At 65.0% G+C, this 19065-nt stretch carries 20 protein-coding genes; 16 read left to right on the top strand and 4 right to left on the bottom strand.

Going from position 1 to position 19065, the window contains the following annotated elements; translation table 11 throughout:
* The first annotated feature begins 269 nt into the window (after positions 1-269).
* The 3 genes from V0R62_RS20055 to V0R62_RS20045 are packed head-to-tail and all read left to right on the top strand — an operon-like array spanning position 270 to position 3832.
* Entirely contained in the window at positions 270-929 is a 660-nt protein-coding gene (locus V0R62_RS20055) for a paraquat-inducible protein A (protein ID WP_330104940.1), read from the top strand.
* Complete coding sequence (locus V0R62_RS20050) at positions 916-1539, top strand: paraquat-inducible protein A (RefSeq protein WP_280083381.1); 624 nt, start codon at positions 916-918, stop codon at positions 1537-1539. The genes V0R62_RS20055 and V0R62_RS20050 overlap by 14 nt, the downstream gene beginning before the upstream one ends.
* The gene (locus V0R62_RS20045) at positions 1532-3832 is read left to right on the top strand and encodes a PqiB family protein (RefSeq protein ID WP_330104939.1); all 2301 of its coding nucleotides are present in this window, start codon (positions 1532-1534) and stop codon (positions 3830-3832) included. Before V0R62_RS20050 ends, V0R62_RS20045 begins: the two co-directional genes overlap by 8 nt.
* A gap of 209 nt (positions 3833-4041) precedes the next feature.
* On the opposite strand, the gene rpsT is transcribed toward V0R62_RS20045, so the two are convergent.
* The gene (rpsT, locus tag V0R62_RS20040) at positions 4042-4320 is read right to left on the bottom strand and encodes a 30S ribosomal protein S20 (RefSeq protein ID WP_023533220.1); all 279 of its coding nucleotides are present in this window, start codon (positions 4318-4320) and stop codon (positions 4042-4044) included.
* Positions 4321-4570: 250 nt separating this feature from the next.
* Between rpsT and murJ the strand changes: the two genes are divergently transcribed.
* The 6 genes from murJ to ispH all read left to right on the top strand — a co-directional run bounded on the left by murJ (position 4571) and on the right by ispH (position 11903).
* Positions 4571-6109: a murein biosynthesis integral membrane protein MurJ gene (gene murJ, locus V0R62_RS20035; RefSeq protein WP_330104938.1), complete on the top strand. Its 1539-nt coding sequence runs from the start codon at positions 4571-4573 to the stop codon at positions 6107-6109.
* A gap of 118 nt (positions 6110-6227) precedes the next feature.
* Complete coding sequence (ribF, locus tag V0R62_RS20030; RefSeq protein ID WP_186714214.1) at positions 6228-7178, top strand: bifunctional riboflavin kinase/FAD synthetase; 951 nt, start codon at positions 6228-6230, stop codon at positions 7176-7178.
* Complete coding sequence (gene ileS / locus V0R62_RS20025) at positions 7175-10006, top strand: isoleucine--tRNA ligase (protein ID WP_069016176.1); 2832 nt, start codon at positions 7175-7177, stop codon at positions 10004-10006. Before ribF ends, ileS begins: the two co-directional genes overlap by 4 nt.
* A complete protein-coding gene (gene lspA / locus V0R62_RS20020; RefSeq protein WP_186662657.1) occupies positions 9999-10514 on the top strand; it encodes a signal peptidase II in 516 nt (171 codons plus the stop codon). The genes ileS and lspA overlap by 8 nt, the downstream gene beginning before the upstream one ends.
* Positions 10507-10944 (top strand): FKBP-type peptidyl-prolyl cis-trans isomerase, encoded by a 438-nt coding sequence (gene fkpB / locus V0R62_RS20015; RefSeq protein WP_330104937.1) that lies wholly within the window; start codon positions 10507-10509, stop codon positions 10942-10944. Before lspA ends, fkpB begins: the two co-directional genes overlap by 8 nt.
* A 14-nt stretch (positions 10945-10958) precedes the next feature.
* Complete coding sequence (ispH, locus tag V0R62_RS20010; RefSeq protein ID WP_330104936.1) at positions 10959-11903, top strand: 4-hydroxy-3-methylbut-2-enyl diphosphate reductase; 945 nt, start codon at positions 10959-10961, stop codon at positions 11901-11903.
* A gap of 1 nt (position 11904) precedes the next feature.
* Here the strand turns inward: ispH and V0R62_RS20005 are convergent, their stop codons facing one another.
* Positions 11905-12354, bottom strand: coding sequence for a GspH/FimT family pseudopilin (locus tag V0R62_RS20005; RefSeq protein ID WP_330104935.1), 450 nt, complete (start codon positions 12352-12354; stop codon positions 11905-11907).
* A gap of 157 nt (positions 12355-12511) precedes the next feature.
* Between V0R62_RS20005 and V0R62_RS26905 the strand changes: the two genes are divergently transcribed.
* From V0R62_RS26905 to thiO, 5 genes are read left to right on the top strand one after another with little or no spacing between them, the layout of a single operon-like run.
* Positions 12512-12850, top strand: a complete 339-nt coding sequence (locus V0R62_RS26905) for a hypothetical protein (RefSeq protein WP_408005700.1) — start codon at positions 12512-12514, stop codon at positions 12848-12850.
* Positions 12847-13494 (top strand): PilW family protein, encoded by a 648-nt coding sequence (locus V0R62_RS19995; RefSeq protein ID WP_330104934.1) that lies wholly within the window; start codon positions 12847-12849, stop codon positions 13492-13494. Before V0R62_RS26905 ends, V0R62_RS19995 begins: the two co-directional genes overlap by 4 nt.
* Positions 13491-13961 (top strand): hypothetical protein, encoded by a 471-nt coding sequence (locus tag V0R62_RS19990; RefSeq protein ID WP_330104933.1) that lies wholly within the window; start codon positions 13491-13493, stop codon positions 13959-13961. Before V0R62_RS19995 ends, V0R62_RS19990 begins: the two co-directional genes overlap by 4 nt.
* A gap of 1 nt (position 13962) precedes the next feature.
* Complete coding sequence (locus V0R62_RS19985) at positions 13963-14355, top strand: type IV pilin protein (RefSeq protein WP_330104932.1); 393 nt, start codon at positions 13963-13965, stop codon at positions 14353-14355.
* Positions 14356-14408: 53 nt separating this feature from the next.
* Positions 14409-15506 (top strand): glycine oxidase ThiO, encoded by a 1098-nt coding sequence (gene thiO / locus V0R62_RS19980; RefSeq protein WP_330104931.1) that lies wholly within the window; start codon positions 14409-14411, stop codon positions 15504-15506.
* 149 nt (positions 15507-15655) lie between these two features.
* On the opposite strand, the gene V0R62_RS19975 is transcribed toward thiO, so the two are convergent.
* Positions 15656-15886 carry a PP0621 family protein gene (locus V0R62_RS19975; RefSeq protein WP_186735352.1) on the bottom strand — a complete coding sequence of 77 codons (231 nt, stop codon included), beginning with the start codon at positions 15884-15886 and terminating at the stop codon, positions 15656-15658.
* A 94-nt stretch (positions 15887-15980) separates the two neighbouring features.
* Entirely contained in the window at positions 15981-17000 is a 1020-nt protein-coding gene (locus V0R62_RS19970; RefSeq protein ID WP_186735354.1) for an outer membrane protein assembly factor BamD, read from the bottom strand.
* Between the two features lie 149 nt (positions 17001-17149).
* Between V0R62_RS19970 and rluD the strand changes: the two genes are divergently transcribed.
* Both rluD and pgeF read left to right on the top strand, forming a co-directional pair.
* Positions 17150-18112, top strand: a complete 963-nt coding sequence (rluD, locus tag V0R62_RS19965; RefSeq protein ID WP_028689894.1) for a 23S rRNA pseudouridine(1911/1915/1917) synthase RluD — start codon at positions 17150-17152, stop codon at positions 18110-18112.
* The gene (pgeF, locus tag V0R62_RS19960) at positions 18109-18846 is read left to right on the top strand and encodes a peptidoglycan editing factor PgeF (RefSeq protein ID WP_330104930.1); all 738 of its coding nucleotides are present in this window, start codon (positions 18109-18111) and stop codon (positions 18844-18846) included. Before rluD ends, pgeF begins: the two co-directional genes overlap by 4 nt.
* Positions 18847-19065 lie beyond the last annotated feature (219 nt).

Here is a 19065-nt window from a genome sequence, read left to right as displayed (position 1 = left end):
TGCGCTATCAAAGCCAATACCGCCCCCCTGTAGGAGCGGCCTTGTGTCGCGAAAGGGCCGCAAAGCGGCCCCGGCAATCTCTGCATCAACACTGAAATCCTGGGTCTGCTTCGCAGCCCTTTCGCGACACAAGGCCGCTCCTACAGGGGGGTAGCGTTGTCTGCGGAAAATGTGACTCGAACGCCGATACAGTTCCTCATAACGGCCATCTCCCACAATTCGAGTCGGAACACTAGAATAGAGCCGACGCATCCATTCAGAACCCCCTTATGCCCAACCCTGTCGATCCCGAAGCGCTCGCGCAGCTGCCGCTGGACGAACTCGTGGCCTGCCACGAGTGTGACCTGCTGATGCGCAAGACCACGCTGCAAAATGACGAGAAGGCCCTGTGCCCGCGCTGCGGCTACGAGCTGTACGCCCATCGCCACAACTTGATCAACCGCAGCCTGGCCCTGGTCCTGACCGCGTTGCTGCTGTACGTGCCGGCCAACTTCCTGCCGATCATGCAGTTGCACCTGCTCGGCCAAACCTCCGACGACACCGTCTGGAGCGGTGTGCTTGGCCTGTACGATTCAGAGATGCGCGGCATCGCCGTGGTGGTGTTCCTGTGCAGCATGGCCATCCCTCTGCTCAAGCTGCTCTGCCAGCTGTTGGTGCTGCTGAGCATCCGCCTGGATGTCGGCCGCAGCTACGGCCTGCTGATCTATCGTATCTATCACCACCTGCGCGAGTGGGGCATGCTCGAGGTCTACTTCATGGGCGTGCTGGTGGCCATCGTCAAGTTGGTCGACCTGGCCGAACTGGGTATCGGCCTGGGCCTGTTCTGCTTCATCAGCCTGTTGCTGGTGCAGGTATGGCTCGAGGTGGTCATGTCGCCGCACCAGATCTGGGTGGCCTTGTCGGGGGAGGATGTCCATGCGGGCGATTGATGCAGGCATCCTGGTCTGCAATGAATGTCACGAGCTGAACCGCCAGGCGCACGACAGTGCCTCGCAGGTCTGCACCCGCTGCGGCGCGGTGGTGCATGCCCGGCGGCCGAACAGCATCGTGCGCACCTGGGCGCTGCTGATCACGGCCATGGTGCTGTATATCCCGGCCAACGTGCTGCCGATCATGACCGTCAGCGCGCTCGGCCAGGGCAGCCCGGACACCATCATGTCTGGGGTCATCACTTTGATGAAGCATGGCATGCTGCCGATCGCCGCAGTGGTGTTCATCGCCAGCATCCTGGTGCCGACCTTCAAGCTGGTCGGCATCGCCCTGCTGTTGTACTCGGTGCAGCGCCACCAGCCGCTCTCAGCGCGCCAGCGCATCCTGATGTACCGCTTCATCGAATTCATCGGTCGCTGGTCGATGCTGGACATCTTCGTTATCGCCATCCTGGTGGCGGTGGTGAATTTCGGCCGCATTGCCAGTGTCGAAGCCAACCTGGGCGCCGTCGCCTTCGCCACCGTGGTGATCCTGACGATGCTCGCAGCTTTAACTTTCGATCCCCGACTGATCTGGGATAACACGGAGTCGGATGACGACCATGAGTGATTTGCCTACGGCTAAAACCCGGCCTGCTTCGAACTGGTCGGCCATCTGGATCCTGCCGCTGATTGCCCTGGCGATCGGCGGCTGGCTGGCCTGGCAGGCCTATCGCGATGCCGGCATCGAGATCCAGGTGCGCTTCGAGAGCGGCGAGGGCATCGTCGCCAACAAGACCGAGGTCATCTACAAGGGCATGTCGGTGGGCAAGGTCATCGCCCTGGTGCTGGATGACAAGGGGGAAAACCGCGGTGTGGTCGCCACCATCGAGATGCGCAAGGAGGCAGGGCCTCACCTGACCAAGGGCACGCGCTTCTGGCTGGTGAAGCCAAGTGTCAGCCTGGCCGGCATTTCGGGGCTGGAGACGCTGGTTTCGGGCAACTATATCGCCGTCGACCCGGGGGAGGGCGATCTGACCAAGCGTTTCACCGCGCTCAAGGAAGCCCCGCCGTTATCGGATACCGAGCCGGGCCTGCACCTCACTCTCAAGGCCGAGCGCTTGGGTTCGCTCAATCGTGACAGCCCGGTGTTCTACAAGCAGATCCAGGTTGGGCGTGTGAAGAGCTATCGCCTGTCCGAGGACCAAGGTACGGTCGAGATCAAGGTATTCATTGCGCCCGCGTACGCCAGCCTGGTGCGCAAGCACACACGGTTCTGGAACGCCAGCGGGGTCAGCATCGACGCCGACCTGTCCGGCGTGAAGGTGCGCACCGAATCGCTCTCAAGCATCGTCGCCGGCGGCATCGCCTTCGCCACGCCGGAGAACCGCAAGGACAGCCCACCCACCGATCCGAGCCTGCCGTTCCGTCTGTACGAAGACTTCGATGCCGCCCAGGCTGGCATCCGGGTCAAGGTCAAGCTCAGCGACTTCGAGGGGCTGCAGAAGGGCCGCACGCCGGTGCTGTACAAAGGTATCCAGGTGGGGTCGCTGAAGGATCTGAAAGTCGAAGGCGACCTCTCCACCGCCATTGCCGAGCTGACTCTGGACCCGCTGGCCGAGGACTACCTGGTCGAAGGTACTCAGTTCTGGGTGGTCAAACCGTCCATCTCGCTTGCCGGCATCACCGGCCTAGAGGCTTTGGTTAAGGGTAACTACATTGCTGTGCGCCCGGGTGAGCCAGGCGCCAAGCCCCTGCGCGAGTTCGAGGCGCGACCCAAGGCGCCGCCGCTGGACCTGAAGGCGCCGGGCCGACACATGGTGCTGTTCGCCGATACCCTGGGCTCGCTGGAAGTGGGCAGCCCGGTGATGTATCGCCAGGTGCGCGTGGGTAGCGTGCAGAGCTATCAGTTCGCCCGCAACAGCAAGCGCATCCTGATCGGGGTGCATATCGAGAAGGAATACGAGAACCTGGTCAACGGCTCCTCGCGCTTCTGGAATGCCAGCGGCATCACCCTGACTGGCGGGCTGTCGGGGATCCAGGTCAAGAGCGAGTCGCTGCAGACGCTGATGGCCGGTGGTATCGCCTTCGATACGCCGAAACCGGATGTGCCGCTCAAGCGCCGCATCCCACGCTTCCGCCTGCATGAAAGTCAGGATGCGGCCAACCGTGCCGGCACCCTGATCACCATCCGTGTCGATCGTGCCGAAGGGCTGAAGCCGGGCACGCCGATCCGTTTCCGCGGCCTGGATGTGGGCAGTGTCGAAAGCGTCGACCTGACCAGCGACCTGCAGGCCGTGGTGCTGCGTGCGCGGATTACCCAGGCGGCCGAGCGTATCGCCCGTACCGGCACTCAGTTCTGGGTGGTCAAGCCGGCCTTGGGCCTGGTGCGTACCCAGAACCTCGATACCTTGATCGGCGGCCAGTACCTGGAGGTGCTGCCAGCGCTCAAGGACAAGGGGCCGCAGCGTGATTTCATCGCCCTGAGCGATGCGCCGGAAGTCAAAGGCGAGGAGGTCGGCCTGCCGTTGACCCTGAGCGCGGCGCGCCGTGGCTCGATCAAGCCGGGTGTACCGGTCACCTATCGAGAGGTCACGGTGGGCAAGGTCACCGGCTTTGAACTGGGCCAGACCGCCGACCGGGTACTTATCCACATCCTGATCGAACCGCGTTACGCCGGGCTGGTACGTGGCGGCAGCCGTTTCTGGAACAGCAGTGGGTTCGGCTTCGACTGGGGCCTGTTCAAGGGCGCCACGGTGCGCACCGAGTCGGTGGAGACCCTGATCGAGGGCGGGATCGCCTTTGCCACGCCGGACGGCGAGCAGATGGGCAATCCTGCTCGGCCACAACAGACCTTCGCTTTGTTCGACAAGGCCGAGGATGCCTGGCTGGAGTGGGCACCGAAGATTCAGATCGGTAAGTGATCTGGTGCCTGTAGGAGCGGCCTTGTGCCGCGAAAGGGCCGCATAGCGGCCCCTGCGATCGTTGCATTAATACACAAACCCTGGGGCTGCTACGCAGCCCTTTCGCGGCACGAGGCCGCTCCTACAGAGGTAGAGAGGGTGTTGCCGGCAAGAAATCACAGGCATAAAAAAACCGACCCTAGGGTCGGTTTTTTCGACAAGAACGTCGCTTAGGCAGCTGCAGCTTCTTTCAGCGCCTTGATGTGGCCATTCAGACGGCCTTTGTGGCGAGCAGCTTTGTTCTTGTGGATGATACCCTTGTCGGCCATACGGTCGATTACAGGTACAGCCAGAACGTAAGCGGCTTGCGCTTTTTCGGCGTCTTTTGCGTCGATGGCTTTGACTACATTCTTGATGTAGGTGCGGACCATGGAACGCAGGCTGGCGTTGTGGCTGCGACGCTTCTCAGCCTGTTTTGCACGTTTCTTGGCGGAAGGTGAGTTGGCCACCGTCGAGCTCCTCGAAAGACTTTAGGTAAATAGCAAACAAAATAGGCCGCGAATCATGCCGATGAGTCGAGCGGATGTCAAGGCCACCTGCAGGGTTCCGCCGAGTGGTGAGCCAACAGGAGGGAAATATTCCTTTCTGCCGCACGACCTGTAAACTCGGGATTTTTTGGCTCCCCTGCGAAGGCGCGGGAGTATCGCACATTCGGACGCTGTCTGGCAGCGCCCTCTGTCCCTGGCGTGAAACTTTTCGATGAACCTGCTCAAATCCCTGGCCGCGGTCAGCTCCATCACCATGATTTCCCGGGTGCTCGGCTTCGTCCGCGATACCATCCTGGCGCGGGTGTTCGGCGCCGGCATCGCCACCGACGCCTTCTTCATCGCCTTCAAGCTACCCAACCTGCTGCGGCGGATCTTCGCCGAGGGAGCCTTCTCCCAGGCCTTCGTGCCGATCCTGGCCGAGTACAAGACCCAGCAGGGCGAGGAGGCCACCCGTACCTTCATCGCCTATGTAAGCGGCCTGCTGACCCTGGTCCTGGCCCTGGTCACGGTGATCGGCATCCTCGCCGCGCCGTGGGTGGTCTGGGCCACCGCGCCGGGCTTTGTCGACAGCGCGGAAAAGTACGAGCTGACCACCTCGCTGCTGCGGGTCACGTTTCCTTATATATTGCTGATCTCGCTGTCGTCGCTGGTCGGCGCGATCCTCAACACCTGGAACCGCTTCAGCGTGCCGGCGTTCACCCCCACGCTGCTCAATCTGGCGATGATCGCCTTCGCCGTGCTGCTGACGCCGTACTTCGACCCGCCAATCATGGCCCTGGGCTGGGGCGTGCTGGCCGGTGGCCTGGCGCAGCTGCTGTACCAGCTGCCAGCGCTGAAAAAGATCGGCATGCTTGTGCTGCCGCGTCTGAACCTGCGCGACACCGGGGTGTGGCGCGTGCTCAAGCAGATGCTGCCGGCCATCCTCGGGGTTTCGGTGAGCCAGATCTCGCTGATCATCAACACCATCTTCGCCTCGTTCCTGGTGGCAGGCTCGGTGTCGTGGATGTACTACGCCGACCGCCTGATGGAGCTGCCCTCCGGCGTGCTCGGCGTGGCCCTGGGCACCATCCTGCTGCCGACCCTGGCCAAGACCTATGCCAACAAGGACCGTGAGGAGTATTCGCGGATCCTCGACTGGGGCCTGCGCCTATGCTTCCTGCTGGTGCTGCCCTGCACCCTGGCCCTGGCCATCCTCGCTGAACCGCTGACCGTGGCGCTGTTCCAGTACGGCAAGTTCACCGCCTTCGACGCTGCCATGACCCAGCGCGCCCTGATCGCCTATTCGGTGGGCCTGCTGGCGATCATCCTGGTCAAGGTACTGGCACCTGGCTTCTATGCGCAGCAGAATATCCGCACGCCGGTGAAGATCGCAGTCTTCACCCTGGTCTGCACCCAGTTGCTCAACCTGGTGCTGATCGGCCCGCTGGCCCATGCCGGGCTGGCCCTGGCCATCAGCCTGGGCGCGTGCCTGAACGCCGGCCTGCTGTACTGGAAGCTGCGCAGCCAGCAACTGTTCCAGCCGCAGCCGGGCTGGATGGCGTTCCTGCTCAAGCTGGTGCTGGCCGTGACCCTGATGTCGGGCGTGCTGCTGCTGGGCATGCACTACCTGCCGGCCTGGGAGCAGGGCAACATGCTCGCGCGCTTCCTGCGCCTCGGCGGCCTGATCGCGGCGGGCGTGGTGACCTACTTTGGTTGCCTGTACCTGTGTGGTTTCCGTCCACGGCATTTCGCCCGCAAGGCGTTGCACTGAGGCGCGCAAGGGGTCAGGCGTCGGTTTTTCGCATTCCACGCCCCATGGGGGCGCTGCTGCCTGTCACCAGCGCCCGGGTGTGGTTATAATCGGCCACTTTATGAGCAAGAAGCGCGTTATGCAGCTGGTTCGAGGTCTTCACAACCTGCGCCCCGAGCACCGGGGCTGTGTCGCCACCATTGGCAACTTCGACGGGGTCCACCGCGGCCACCAGGCGATCCTCGCACGCCTGCGCGAACGCGGTCAGGAACTGGGCCTGCCCACCTGCGTGGTGATCTTCGAGCCGCAGCCGCGCGAGTACTTCGCCCCGCAGAGCGCCCCGGCGCGCCTGGCCCGCCTGCGCGACAAGGTCGAGCTGCTGGCCGGCGAGGGCATCGATCGGGTGCTGTGCCTGTCGTTCAACCAGCGCCTGAGCCAGCTCAGCGCCGAACAGTTCGTCAAGGCGGTGCTGGTCGATGGCCTGGGCGTACGCCATCTCGAAGTGGGCGACGACTTCCGCTTCGGTTGCGACCGTGCCGGCGACTTCGTCTTCCTCACCGAAGCCGGCAAACGCCACGGCTTCAGCGTCGAGGCGGCCAATACCGTGATCCAGGACGGCCTGCGGGTCAGCAGCACCGAAGTGCGCAAGGCCCTGGCCGAAGGCAACTTCGAGCTGGCCGAGCACCTGCTGGGGCGTCCATACCGTATCACCGGGCGCGTGCTGCATGGCCAGAAGCTGGCCCGCCAGCTCGGCACCCCCACCGCCAACATCCAGCTCAAGCGCCGTCGTGTGCCGCTGTCCGGGGTCTACCTGGCCAGCATCGAGATCGACGGCAAGGCCTGGCCGGGTGTCGGCAATATCGGAGTGCGTCCCACCGTTGCCGGTGACGGGCGTCCTCACCTGGAGATTCATCTCCTGGACTACGCCGGCGACCTGTATGGCCGGCGCCTGACGGTGGAATTCCACCACAAGCTGCGTGAAGAGCAGCGTTTCGCCTCCCTGGAGGCGCTGAAGTCGGCGATCGACGCGGACATCGCCGCCGCACGTGCCCACTGGCACGCTCAACCGCTAACGAAGAGCCTGAAATGACCGACTACAAAGCCACGCTTAACCTTCCGGACACCGCCTTCCCCATGAAGGCCGGCCTGCCTCAGCGCGAACCGCAGATCCTGCAGCGCTGGGACAGTATTGGCCTGTACGGTAAGTTGCGCGAAATTGGCAAGGATCGTCCGAAGTTCGTCCTGCACGACGGCCCGCCCTATGCCAACGGCAAGATCCACATCGGTCATGCGCTGAACAAGATTCTCAAGGACATGATCGTCCGCTCCAAGACCCTGTCCGGCTTCGATGCGCCGTACGTGCCGGGCTGGGACTGCCACGGCCTGCCGATCGAGCACAAGGTCGAGGTCACCCACGGCAAGCACCTGACCGCCGACCGCACCCGTGAGCTGTGCCGCGAGTATGCCGCCGAGCAGATCGAAGGACAGAAGACCGAGTTCATCCGCCTGGGCGTGCTGGGCGACTGGGACAACCCGTACAAGACCATGAACTTCGCCAACGAGGCCGGTGAAATCCGCGCCCTGGCCGAGATGGTCAAGCAGGGCTTCGTGTTCAAGGGCCTCAAGCCCGTGAACTGGTGCTTCGATTGCGGCTCGGCGCTGGCTGAAGCCGAGGTCGAGTACGCCGACAAGAAATCCCAGACCATCGACGTCGCCTTCCCGGTGGCCGATGCCGACAAGCTGGCCGCCGCCTTCGGCCTGGGCGCGCTGGCCAAGCCCGCCGCCATCGTGATCTGGACCACCACCCCGTGGACCATCCCGGCCAACCAGGCGCTGAACATCCACCCGGACTTCAAGTACGCCCTGGTCGATACCGGCGAGCGCCTGCTGGTGCTGGCCGAAGAGCTGGTCGAGTCGTGCCTCAAGCGCTACAACCTGGAAGGCTCGATCATCGCCACCGCCCCGGGTTCGGCCCTGGAGTTGATCAACTTCCGCCACCCGTTCTACGACCGTCTGTCGCCGATCTACCTGGCCGACTACGTCGAACTGGGCGCCGGTACCGGCGTGGTGCACTCCTCGCCGGCCTACGGTGAAGACGACTTCGTCACCTGCAAGCGTTACGGCATGGTCAACGACGACATCCTCACCCCGGTGCAGAGCAACGGCGTGTACGTCGAGTCGCTGCCGTTCTTCGGCGGCCAGTTCATCTGGAAGGCCAACCCGGCCATCGTTGAAAAGCTCAGCGAAGTCGGCGCGCTGATGCACACCGAGACCATCAGCCACAGCTACATGCACTGCTGGCGCCACAAGACCCCACTGATCTACCGCGCCACCGCGCAGTGGTTCGTCGGCATGGACAAGCAGCCGAGCACCGGCGAGCCGCTGCGCGAGCGCGCGCTCAAGGCCATCGAAGAGACCAAGTTCGTCCCGGCCTGGGGCCAGGCGCGCCTGCACTCGATGATCGCCAACCGTCCGGACTGGTGCATCTCGCGTCAGCGCAACTGGGGCGTGCCGATTCCGTTCTTCCTTGACAAGCAGACCGGCGAACTGCACCCGCGCACCGTCGAGCTGATGGAAGAAGTCGCCAAGCGCGTCGAGCAGGAAGGCATCGAGGCCTGGTTCAAGCTGGACGCCGCCGAGCTGCTCGGTGACGAAGCCGGCCAGTACGACAAGATCACCGACACCCTCGATGTGTGGTTCGACTCCGGCACCACCCATTGGCACGTGCTGCGCGGCTCCCACGACATCGGCCACGCCACCGGCCCGCGCGCCGACCTGTACCTGGAAGGCTCCGACCAGCACCGCGGCTGGTTCCACTCATCCTTGCTGACCGGTTGCGCCATCGACGGCCACGCGCCTTACCGCGAGCTGCTGACCCACGGCTTCACCGTGGACGAGAACGGCCGCAAGATGTCCAAGTCGCTGGGCAACACCATCGAGCCGCAGAAAGTCAACGACACCCTGGGTGCCGACATCCTGCGCCTGTGGGTCTCGGCCACCGACTACTCCGGCGAGATGGCGGTTTCCGAGCAGATCCTGCAGCGCAGCGCCGATGCCTATCGCCGCATCCGCAACACCGCGCGCTTCCTGCTCTCGAACCTGTCTGGCTTCGACCCGGCCCGCGACCTGCTGCCGGCTGAAGACATGCTGGCCCTGGACCGTTGGGCGGTTGACCGCACCCTGCTGCTGCAGCGCGAGCTGGAAGAGCACTACAGCGAGTACCGTTTCTGGAACGTCTACTCGAAGATCCACAACTTCTGCGTGCAGGAGCTGGGCGGCTTCTACCTCGACATCATCAAGGACCGCCAGTACACCACCGGCGCCAACAGTGTCGCCCGCCGTTCGTGCCAGACCGCGCTGTACCACATCAGCGAGGCCCTGGTGCGCTGGATCGCGCCGATCCTGGCGTTCACCGCCGACGAGATCTGGCAGTACCTGCCGGGCGAGCGCAACGAGTCGGTGATGCTCAACACCTGGTACCAGGGCCTGGCCGAGCTGCCGGCCGACGCCGAGCTGGACCGTGCCTACTGGGACCGCGTGATGGCCGTCAAGGCCGCGGTCAACAAGGAGCTGGAGAACCAGCGTACCGCCAAGGTCATCGGTGGCAACCTGCAGGCCGAAGTCACCCTGTTCGCCGAAGAGGGCCTGACCGCCGACCTGAACAAGCTGGGCGACGAGCTGCGCTTCGTGCTGATCACCTCGGCGGCCAGCGTGGTGCCGTTCGTCCAGGCGCCAGCCGACGCCGTGACAACCGAAGTCGAAGGCCTCAAGCTGAAAGTGGTCAAGTCCGGCCATGCCAAGTGCGGCCGTTGCTGGCACTTCCGCGCCGACGTGGGCAGCCACCCGGAGCATCCGGAAATCTGTGCCCGTTGCGTCGACAACCTGAGCGGTTCGGGCGAGGTGCGCCACTATGCCTAATGCTCCTGCAGGGCGCTTCGGGCGCCTTGCCTGGCTCTGGCTGAGCCTGGTGGTCCTGGTCCTCGACCAGGCTACCAAGCTGTACTTCGACAGCGCGCTGACCATGTACCAGCAGATCGTGGTCATCCCCGACTACTTCAGCTGGACCCTGGCCTACAACACTGGCGCGGCGTTCAGCTTCCTGGCCGACAGCTCCGGCTGGCAGCGCTGGCTGTTCGCGCTGATCGCCGTGGTGGTCAGCGCCGTGCTGGTGGTCTGGCTCAAGCGCCTGGGGCGCAACGAGACCTGGCTGGCCGTGGCCCTGGCCCTGGTGCTGGGCGGCGCGCTGGGCAACCTGTACGACCGCGTCGTGCTGGGCCATGTGGTCGATTTCATCCTGGTGCACTGGCAGAACCGCTACTACTTCCCGGCCTTCAACCTGGCCGACAGCGCAATCACCGTGGGCGCGGTGATGCTGGCGCTGGACATGTTCAAGAGCAAGAAGTCCGAGGAAGCCGTCCATGACTGAGACCCGCATCGGCCAGAACACCGAAGTCACCCTGCACTTCGCGCTGCACCTGGAAAACGGCGACACCGTCGACAGCACCTTCGACAAGGCTCCGGCCGTGTTCAAGGTCGGCGACGGCAATCTGCTGCCGGGCTTCGAGAATGCCCTGTTCGGCTTCAAGGCCGGTGACCAGCGCAAGCTGAGCATCGCCCCGGAGAACGCCTTCGGCCAGCACAACCCTCAGAACGTGCAGGTGATGCCGCGCTCGCAGTTCGAAGGCATGGAGCTGTCCGAAGGGCTGCTGGTGATCTTCAACGACGCCGCCAACACTGAGCTTCCGGGCGTGGTCAAGGCATTCGACGACAACCAGGTGACCATCGATTTCAACCATCCACTGGCTGGCAAGACCCTGAACTTCGAGGTGCAGATCCTCGACGTGAAGGCCGTGTGAGCCTGGAGCCGAGCATGCAAATCAAACTCGCCAACCCGCGCGGCTTCTGCGCGGGGGTCGACCGGGCGATCGAGATCGTCAACCGCGCCCTGGAAGTCTTCGGCCCGCCGATCTACGTGCGTCACGAAGTGGTGCACAACAAGTTCGTGGTCGAGGACCTGCGCAATCGTGGCGCGATCTTCGTCGAAGAGCTGGACCAGGTGCCGGACGACGTCATTGTCATCTTCAGCGCCCACGGCGTTTCCCAGGCCGTGCGCCAGGAAGCCGCCGGCCGTGGCCTGAAGGTGTTCGACGCGACCTGCCCGCTGGTGACCAAGGTGCATATCGAGGTTGCCAAGTACAGCCGCGACGGCCGTGAGACCATCCTCATCGGCCACGAGGGGCACCCGGAAGTCGAAGGCACCATGGGCCAGTACGACGCCAGCAACGGCGGTGCCATCTACCTGGTCGAGGACGAGGACGATGTCGCCAAGCTGCAGGTGCGCAACCCTGACCACCTGGCCTTCGTCACCCAGACCACCCTGTCGATGGACGACACCAGCCGGGTGATCGACGCCCTGCGCGCACGCTTCCCGAACATCGGCGGCCCGCGCAAGGACGATATCTGCTACGCCACCCAGAACCGCCAGGATGCCGTCAAGCAACTGGCCGACGAGTGCGATGTGGTATTGGTGGTCGGCAGCCCCAACAGCTCCAACTCCAACCGCCTGCGCGAGCTGGCCGAGCGCATGAGCACACCGGCCTACCTGATCGACGGCGCTGAAGACCTGCAACGCAGCTGGTTCGACGGGGCCGAGCGCATCGGTATCACCGCCGGCGCCTCGGCGCCCGAGGTGTTGGTGCGTGGCGTGATCGACCAGCTCAAGGCCTGGGGCGCGACCGGCGCCGAAGAGCTCGACGGGCGCGAGGAGAACATCACCTTCTCCATGCCCAAGGAGCTGAGGGTCCGCTCTATCTGAGTCAGTCCCGTGCACAGCGGCGACCCTCGTCGCTGCGCAGGCTGACCCGGCCACTGGGGCTGAGCACCACCTGATGACGGCTGTCGAGGGTGGTGTGCGGGCAGATGTCCAGCGTGGCGCCGACGAAGCCTACCCCCAGCGGCGCCCCCCGGGCGCTGAACCTCACGACCCGGTCCGAGGTCGTGTCGATCCTCAGTGGCCTGTTCAGGCGATGTTCCTGCAACCGTTCGCCATCCTGTTCCAGCACTACCCGCCAACCCTTGCTCCAATCCTCCTCCAGTGGCCTGACCAGCACGGCCTGGTGCCTTAGCGCCGCCTGATTACGGGCGCCACGCAGGGCCTGTGCCAGCTCCCTGGCCACGGCACCGACGTAAAGCTCATCGCTGAACTTGCCGTAGGCCGATATGCCCTGGTGTGTCAGAAGGCTCAACACGCCCAGTGCGAACATCATTTGTATCAGTGTTACGCCTTGTTGCCCCACGCTGCATTCCTCCCTGGAAGTGCTTCTCTGTAGCTTCCAGGACGCCCAACAAGGGCGCCAGTCGGCCGGTTCGGGTTGCGGCCTAGGAAAGATCCCAGGAGGAGCTATGGGGGCGAGGGAAGGGGGCATGACACTGCTGGAGGTGCTGCTGGCCGTCACGCTGCTGGCGCTGGGGCTGTTCGCATCGGCGGCCTTGCAACTGCGTGGGCTGCAGGCGGTCGAGGGGGCGCGGCGGGAGGCGCAGGTGTTGCAATTGGCCCAGGGCATGTTGGAGCGTGTCAGGGCTGCCGGGGCGCTCGAGGCGGGCGAGGAAGCGGCCTGGCAGTCGCGCCTGATCCAGGTGCTCGGTGGTGCGGCGCAAGGGCGCATGAACCTGGCCGGGGGCGTGCTGGTGCTGGATGTCGATTGGCCGGGCATGGGAGAGGGGCGGCAGTCGCTGAGCGTGCAGGGCAGGGTGCTGCCATGAGGCATCGGCAAGTGGGTTTCGGCCTGGTCGAGGCACTGCTGGCCCTGGCACTGGGCCTGATGCTGCTGGCGGCGGCCGGCCAGGTGTTCGTCTCGGCGCATCAGGCCTGGCAACTGCAGGGGGCGGCGGCGCGCCTGCAGGATGACGCGCGCCTGGCCTTGCAGCGAATGGCCGAGGATATCCGCCAGGCGGGGATGTTCGGTTGCCTGCGCCTTGAAACCGAGGACTTCGCCGATCCTGGCGCGGCCCAGGCTTTCGCCTCGCCCATCGCGATCACCGGCGACAGCCTGACCCTGGTCGGCGCCGAGTTGCCCGGGTTGCTCGGCACACCGGACTGGACCGTGCTCAGCGACTGTCGCAGTTGGGCGCGGGTGCAGCCCGGGCAGCACGTCGGGGACGGCGAGTTGCTGGCGCTGCCGGTGCGCCGGGTGACCTACCGGGTGCGCAACGGCAGCCTGATGCTCACCAGCAATGCGCAGCATGCCAGCCTCATCGACCAGGTGCGGGCGCTGGAGGTCCGCCGTGTCGAGGCGGGAGAGGGCGAGCGGCTGGATATCCGCCTGACCTTGCATGACCGGCAGCACGGGCTCGAGCAGCACCATTCTCTGAGCGTGGCCCTGCGCAATCCGGGAGCTAGGTCGTGACGGGGCAGCGTGGCATCGTGCTGTTGCTGGCGCTGGTCTTGAGCCTGCTGTTCGGCCTGTTGGCAACCCTGGCCCTGCGCGAGGCGTTTTTGCAGCAGCGCCAAGCAGGCGATCAGCTGGCCGGCGCGCGAGCCTTCGAGCAGGCGGAGGCGGCCTTGATCGAGGGTGCAGAACTGCTTGCAGGCAGCACCCCAGCCCGCTGCCAGGCCTGTCCACCACCCAGTCCACCTGATACGCAGCCTGCCCCACCCTGGCTGGCGACCCGCAGTGGCTTCGTTTACCTGCAAACCCTGGGAGACAGCTTGCGTGTCGCGGGTCAGCCCGTCGGGGACAGGCTGACGCTGGTCCGGGTGACCGCGGTGAGCCTTCAAACCCGCGGGCGGCAACTGCTGGAGGCGGTCTATGCCATCGACGATGACGGTGTGGTGAAGCGGATCAGCTGGCGCCAGCGCCTGGGGGAGGGCTGAGATGCAGCGCGGCCTTGGTCTGATCGAATTATTGATTGTCGTGGCGCTGATCGGCATGCTGGCAGCGATTGCCTACCCCAGCTACAGCGACCAGGTGCGCCGCGCCGCACGAAGCGAAGCGGTCGGCCTGCTGCAGGACGCGGCTTTGCGTCTGGAGCAGCACCGCGCACGCGTGGGCGGTTATGCCGACAACGAGCAGCTGACCACCGTGTTGCCCACTGGCACCCGCTACTACCGCCTGCAGGCCTGGCGCGACACTGACCGGTTCAGCCTGCGCGCCAGCCGAGCGCCCGAGGCCTTCATGGCGGATGACCGCTGCGGCGACTTCCTGCTCGATCAGGCAGGCGTGCGCGATAACACGGGCGCGGGCGACCAGGCGTGCTGGGGAAGCTGAAGATCATGAGGTGCCCAGGCACCGTGGAATTACTTCAGGTGTTGGATCGAACCATGAGCAAGCAAGTAGTGATTGTCGGCGGCGGTGTCATCGGCCTGCTGACCGCGTTCAACCTGGCGGCGGATGTCGACCGGGTGGTGGTGTGCGACCAGGGCGAGGTGGGGCGGGAGTCGTCCTGGGCCGGTGGCGGGATCGTCTCGCCGCTGTACCCGTGGCGCTACAGCCCGGCGGTGACCGCCCTGGCGCACTGGTCGCAGGATTTTTATCCACAGCTGGGCGAGCGTCTGTTCGCCAGCACCGGGGTCGATCCCGAGGTGCACACCACCGGGCTGTACTGGCTGGATCTGGAAGACGAAGCTGAGGCCCTGGCCTGGGCTGCGCGCGAGCATCGCCCGCTCAGCGCGGTGGATATCTCGGCGGCCTACGACGCCGTGCCGGTGCTTGGCCCGGGTTACCGCCATGCCATCTACATGGCGGGCGTGGCCAACGTGCGCAACCCGCGGCTGGTGAAGTCGCTGAAGGCCGCGCTGCAGGCGCTGCCGAACGTCACCCTGCGCGAGCATTGTCAGATCACCGGCTTTGTCCATGAAGGTGACCGCGTCACGGGTGTGCAGACCGGGGACGGTGTGATTGCCGCCGATGACGTGGTGCTCAGCGCTGGTGCCTGGAGTGGAGACCTGCTGCACACCCTCGGGCTGACGTTGCCGGTGGAGCCGGTGAAGGGGCAGATGATCCTGTTCAAGTGCGCCGAGGACTTTTTGCCAAGCATGGTCCTGGCCAAGGGGCGCTACGCGATCCCGCGCCGCGACGGGCATATCCTGGTGGGCAGCACGCTGGAGCATGCCGGCTACGACAAGACCCCGACCGGGGATGCGTTGGAGAGCCTGAAGGCCTCGGCGGTGGAGTTGCTGCCGGCCCTGGCGGAGGCCGAGGTGGTGGGGCATTGGGCTGGCCTGCGTCCTGGCTCGCCCGAAGGCATCCCCTATATCGGCGCGGTGCCGGGGCATGAAGGGCTATGGCTGAACTGCGGGCATTACCGCAACGGGCTGGTGCTGGCGCCGGCGTCGTGCCAGCTGTTCGGTGATTTGCTGCTGGGGCGCGAGCCGATCATCGATCCGGCGCCGTATGCGCCTGTGGGGCGGTTGGGCTGAGCGCATCGTCACTGTAGGAGCGGCCTTGTGTCGCGAAAGGGCCGCAAAGCGGCCCCGGCGATCTTTGCGTCAACGCTGAAACCCTGGGGCTGCTTTGCAGCCCTATCGCGACACAAGGCCGCTCCTACAGGGGTCGTGCAGGGCGTCGGTTAGCGTTGCTGGCCTGGACCCTGCTCCAGATGCTGCTGGCTGCAATACCACTCATTGCCCAGCTGCAACGCCCGGTCATTGGGCAGGTGCACGCCGCAATGGGCGCAGCGCACCATCTTCAGCGGATCCTGCAGGCGCGGCTCGGCAGGTGATTGCTGACTGGTCTTGAACTTGCGCCACAGCCAGAACGCGGCGGCGATCAGGGCGATCCAGAAGAGTAGGCGAACCATGGTGTCCAGCTTGTCGAGAAAAGAAGCCGACAGTCTAGGACGCAGGCATGAAAAAAGGGAGGCCTCGGGCCTCCCTTTCTTTGCGTGCGTGGTATCAGTCGAACAGACCGAAGGTCATGTAGCTGAACCACGAACGGTCCTTCTCGGCTTCCTTCGGACCTTCCGGCAGGATCGGGTCGCCGTTCTCGTCCTTGGGCAGCAGCTCTTCCGGCATCTCGGAGCGGGCATCCTGGAACTGCTTGACCACGTCCTGGTTGGCGCGGGTCTCGCCCGGCGGCAGTGGCGCCTGGGTGTCGATCAGGCCCAGGGTGGCCTTGGACAACCACGAACGGTTGCCGTTTTCATCCACTTTGGCGACGAACTGGCCATCGACCAGGCTCGGGTGGTCCGGGTAGTTGAGCTTGAGGGTCTCGAGGCTGGTGGCCGCCAGTTCGTCCAGGTGCATGCGCTGGTACGACTCGACCATTACCGCCAGGCCATCGCCCACCGACGGGGTTTCCTGGAAGTTCTCGACCACGTAGCGGCCACGGTTGGCGGCGGCCACATAGGCCTCGCGGCTCAGGTAGTAGTTGGCCACGTGGATTTCGTAGGAGGCCAGCAGGTTGCGCAGGTAGATCATGCGCTGCTTGGCGTCCGGGGCGTAGCGGCTGTTGGGGAAGCGGCTGGTCAGCTGGGCGAACTCGTTGTACGAGTCGCGGGCGGCGCCCGGGTCACGCTTGGTCATGTCCAGCGGCAGGAATCGCGCCAGCAGGCCACGGTCCTGGTCGAACGAGGTCAGGCCTTTGAGGTAGTAGGCGTAGTCGACGTTCGGGTGCTGCGGGTGCAGGCGGATGAAGCGCTCGGCGGCGGACTTGGCGGCCTCGGGCTCGGAGTTCTTGTAGTTGGCGTAGATCAGCTCGAGCTGGGCCTGGTCGGCGTAGCGGCCGAACGGGTAGCGCGATTCCAGGGCCTTGAGCTTGTTCACGGCGCTGGTGTAGCTGGAGTTGTCCAGGTCGGCCTGCGCCTGCTGGTACAGCTCGGCCTCGCTGAGGTTCTCGTCAATGACTTCCTTGTTCGAGGAACAGGCAGCGGTGAGCCCGAGGATGGCGATCAGCAGCAGGTGTTTCACTTGCATGGCGGCTTGCGTCCCTTTGACGGCCGCTGTCTTGGGCGGTGCCGTCCTGTTATGATGAGCGCCCCCGGCCAAACCCCGGGGCAAAAGAAGCCGTATTTAACCACAAGCGCGCAGCCGAAACCAAAGGCTGAACGCCCGTCGATTCGAGCATGTCCGAGATCATTCAACTTAGCGCAGAGGTCCCGTCCGAACTGGGCGGCCAACGCCTCGACCAGGTCGCCGCCCAATTGTTCGCCGAGTACTCGCGTTCGCGCCTGTCCTCGTGGATCAAAGATGGCCGCCTGACCGTCGATGGCGCGGTGCTGCGACCGCGCGACACCGTCCACACCGGCTCCATCCTGGCCCTTGAAGCCGAGCAGGAGGCCCAGGGCGAATGGGTGGCTCAGGACATCGAGCTGGACATCGTCTACGAGGACGACCAGATCCTGGTGATCAACAAGCCCGCCGGGCTGGTGGTCCACCCGGCGGCCGGTCACCCCGACGGCACCTTGCTCAACGCCCTGCTGCACCATGTCCCGGACATCGTCAACGTGCCGCGCGCCGGCATCGTGCACCGCCTGGACAAGGACACCACCGGTCTGATGGTGGTGGCCAAGACCCTGCAGGCGCAGACCAACCTCGTCGACCAGCTGCAAAAGCGTTCGGTCAGCCGTATCTACGAGTGCATCGTGGTCGGCGTGGTGATCGCCGGCGGCAAGATCGACGCGCCGATCGGCCGTCACGGTGGCGAGCGTCAGCGCATGGCGGTGACCGAGGGCGGCAAGCCGGCCGTTAGCCACTACCGCGTGCTCAAGCGCTTCCGTTCGCACACCCATGTGCGGGTCAAGCTGGAAACCGGCCGTACCCACCAGATCCGTGTGCACATGGCCCATGTCGGCTACCCGCTGGTCGGCGACCAGACCTATGGTGCACGTTTCCGCATCCCGCCGGCCGCCAGCGTGGCCATGGTCGAGGCGGTCAAGCACTTCCCGCGTCAGGCCCTGCACGCGCGCTTCCTGGCGCTGGACCACCCGACCACGGGTGAGCGCATGGAATGGAAGTCGGAGTTGCCGGACGACTTCCAGTGGCTGCTGTCGCTGCTCGACCAGGACCGCGAGAGCTTCATCGGATGAGTGGCTTGGCGCAGTCGCTGATCCTCCCCGACTGGCCGGCCCCGGCCTCGGTTCGCGCCTGCGTCACCACCCGCGAGGGCGGCGTCAGCCTGCCGCCCTATGAATCCTTCAATCTTGGCGACCATGTGGGCGATGACCCGCAGGCGGTCGCCGAGAACCGTCGTCGCCTGAGCGACGAATTCGCCATCCAGCCCGCCTGGCTCAAGCAGGTGCACGGGTTGGTGGTGGCGGATGCCGATCCCGCCGTGGTTACCGAAGCCGATGCCAGCTGGACCGACCAGCCGGGCATCGCCTGTACCGTGATGACCGCCGATTGTCTGCCTGCCCTGTTTTGCGACCGCGCCGGTACCCGAGTGGCGGCAGCCCATGCCGGCTGGCGCGGGCTGGCCGGTGGCGTGCTGGAGGCCACCCTCGACAGCCTGGCGCTGGCGCCTGAAGAGGTAATGGTGTGGCTGGGGCCTGCGATTGGGCCGCAGGCGTTCGAGGTGGGGCTGGAAGTGCGCGATGCCTTCACCGCCGTACATCCCGAGGCGGCTGAGGCGTTTGTCGAGGGCGAGCGCCCGGGCAAGCTGATGGCCGATATCTACCAGCTGGCGCGGATCCGCCTGGCGGCGCGTGGCGTTACCGCTGTCTATGGTGGAGGGTTCTGCACGGTCAGCGATCCACGCTTCTTCTCCTATCGTCGCACCCCGCAGGGTGGGCGCTTTGCTTCGTTGGTCTGGTTGCAGCCATAAGGACGTCGGGGGCTGCTTTGCAGCCCTTTCGCGGCACAAGGCCGCTCCTACAGGGGGAGTGCAATCCTCTGTAGGAGCGGCCTTGTGTCGCGAAAGGGGCGCAAAGCGCCCCCGGCCATCTCCCCGGCAGCTGACCCCCGTCAACCCCGCTACGCTTGAATCTTCCAGAATCACCCTTATCTATTGGTCATCTCAGGCAGGTTCTTCATTACAGGTGCT

The sequence above is a fragment of the Pseudomonas carassii genome, assembly GCF_036324045.1.
GTDB lineage: Bacteria > Pseudomonadota > Gammaproteobacteria > Pseudomonadales > Pseudomonadaceae > Aquipseudomonas > Aquipseudomonas peradeniyensis.
The sequence above is the reverse complement of the archived record's forward strand: the minus strand, read 5'-3'. Positions and strand labels throughout refer to the sequence as shown.

Excerpts from the sequence above, each read along its gene's own strand:
- V0R62_RS20055 (WP_330104940.1), top strand. The coding sequence starts at position 270 with ATGCCCAACCCTGTCGATCCCGAAGCGCTCGCGCAGCTGCCGCTGGAC.
- V0R62_RS20050 (WP_280083381.1), top strand. The coding sequence starts at position 916 with ATGCGGGCGATTGATGCAGGCATCCTGGTCTGCAATGAATGTCACGAG.
- V0R62_RS20045 (WP_330104939.1), top strand. The coding sequence starts at position 1,532 with ATGAGTGATTTGCCTACGGCTAAAACCCGGCCTGCTTCGAACTGGTCG.
- murJ (WP_330104938.1), top strand. The coding sequence starts at position 4,571 with ATGAACCTGCTCAAATCCCTGGCCGCGGTCAGCTCCATCACCATGATT.
- ribF (WP_186714214.1), top strand. The coding sequence starts at position 6,228 with ATGCAGCTGGTTCGAGGTCTTCACAACCTGCGCCCCGAGCACCGGGGC.
- ileS (WP_069016176.1), top strand. The coding sequence starts at position 7,175 with ATGACCGACTACAAAGCCACGCTTAACCTTCCGGACACCGCCTTCCCC.
- lspA (WP_186662657.1), top strand. The coding sequence starts at position 9,999 with ATGCCTAATGCTCCTGCAGGGCGCTTCGGGCGCCTTGCCTGGCTCTGG.
- fkpB (WP_330104937.1), top strand. The coding sequence starts at position 10,507 with ATGACTGAGACCCGCATCGGCCAGAACACCGAAGTCACCCTGCACTTC.
- ispH (WP_330104936.1), top strand. The coding sequence starts at position 10,959 with ATGCAAATCAAACTCGCCAACCCGCGCGGCTTCTGCGCGGGGGTCGAC.
- V0R62_RS20005 (WP_330104935.1), bottom strand. The coding sequence starts at position 12,354 with ATGATGTTCGCACTGGGCGTGTTGAGCCTTCTGACACACCAGGGCATA.
- V0R62_RS26905 (WP_408005700.1), top strand. The coding sequence starts at position 12,512 with ATGACACTGCTGGAGGTGCTGCTGGCCGTCACGCTGCTGGCGCTGGGG.
- V0R62_RS19995 (WP_330104934.1), top strand. The coding sequence starts at position 12,847 with ATGAGGCATCGGCAAGTGGGTTTCGGCCTGGTCGAGGCACTGCTGGCC.
- V0R62_RS19985 (WP_330104932.1), top strand. The coding sequence starts at position 13,963 with ATGCAGCGCGGCCTTGGTCTGATCGAATTATTGATTGTCGTGGCGCTG.
- thiO (WP_330104931.1), top strand. The coding sequence starts at position 14,409 with ATGAGCAAGCAAGTAGTGATTGTCGGCGGCGGTGTCATCGGCCTGCTG.
- V0R62_RS19975 (WP_186735352.1), bottom strand. The coding sequence starts at position 15,886 with ATGGTTCGCCTACTCTTCTGGATCGCCCTGATCGCCGCCGCGTTCTGG.
- V0R62_RS19970 (WP_186735354.1), bottom strand. The coding sequence starts at position 17,000 with ATGCAAGTGAAACACCTGCTGCTGATCGCCATCCTCGGGCTCACCGCT.
- rluD (WP_028689894.1), top strand. The coding sequence starts at position 17,150 with ATGTCCGAGATCATTCAACTTAGCGCAGAGGTCCCGTCCGAACTGGGC.
- pgeF (WP_330104930.1), top strand. The coding sequence starts at position 18,109 with ATGAGTGGCTTGGCGCAGTCGCTGATCCTCCCCGACTGGCCGGCCCCG.